Here is a 1,089-nt window from a genome sequence, read left to right as displayed (position 1 = left end):
TTATTGTGCAACTCGAATCAAGTATGCGAAGATCGCCGGTGATATGATCGAAGGGAAAGGAGGGAGGACTTCCATGTACGAATGGAATGAAATGGTCCAGCTTATGGTGGATTGGGTGGAGGCCAATATAACAGAGAGTTCATCTCTATTGAAGATGTCAGAGCAGTTAGGGTATTCCCCCTATTATTGTTCCAGGCAGTTCAACCAATTGACCGGAATGACATTACGGGATCACTTCTGGAACAGAAGAATCAGCCGTGCCGCCATGGAGCTCCGCGACACGGACCAGCGCGTTCTGGATATTGCCGTAAAGTATGGATTCTCATCACAAGAGGCGTTTACACGAGCTTTCAACAAGGCTTTTCAGCTCACCCCCGCAGTCTACCAAAAAGCTCCCCGACCTATTCCATTAGCTATTCGTCAGGAGGTATTCTCGCCTTATCATTATTTGATCAAGGAGCGAGATAAGATGAGCAAGGTACATTTGCAACCGGCGGAGATCAAAGTCGAGTTCATACCGGCGCACAAATTTATCGGGATCTGGGACATTTTCGTAACAAACTATGGGGACTTCTGGGGAAACGGGCACTCTTGTGACGAGATCAGCGGCACGTTGGAGAGTATGTCAAACCACACACTTCTCGGACAACTGGGACAGACCGCAGGATGGTTTTACCAGAACGGACAAAAGGGATATTTGTATGGCATCCCAGTTTCAACGGAGTACGACGGACCGATTCCGGCAGGAATGGAATGCAGGGATATTCCAGAGTCGGAGTATCTGGTCTTTTTCCACCCGCCGTTCGATTACCTGAAGGATAATGGTGCCGTTATGGGAACGGTTGAAGACGTGGCGTGGTCCTTCGACCCTAAAAGTCTGGGGTATCAGTGGGATGAATTGATCAAGCAGGATTACCAGCGGCATTTTCCAGAGGGGTATGGTTATGCGGTGCTGCGGCCGGTGAAAAGGTTATAGTACTAGAAAGTGAAATAATGGGGCACCGACCATAGCTGGATTACGGAAGGCCATCCTGCAAAGGATGACCTTAAAACTTGCCGTTACAGACAGCGCGTAGAAGCGTATCATAA

General features: G+C 48.8%; 1 protein-coding gene. It reads left to right on the top strand.

Going from position 1 to position 1,089, the window contains the following annotated elements; all coding sequences use genetic code 11:
* The first annotated feature begins 73 nt into the window (after positions 1–73).
* Positions 74–976 (top strand): helix-turn-helix domain-containing protein, encoded by a 903-nt coding sequence (locus EH198_RS24280; RefSeq protein WP_124698035.1) that lies wholly within the window; start codon positions 74–76, stop codon positions 974–976.
* Positions 977–1,089 lie beyond the last annotated feature (113 nt).

This window comes from Paenibacillus rhizophilus (genome assembly GCF_003854965.1).
GTDB classification, from domain to species: Bacteria; Bacillota; Bacilli; order Paenibacillales; family Paenibacillaceae; genus Paenibacillus_AQ; species Paenibacillus_AQ rhizophilus.
This window is presented reverse-complemented; position numbering and strand designations above follow the sequence as displayed.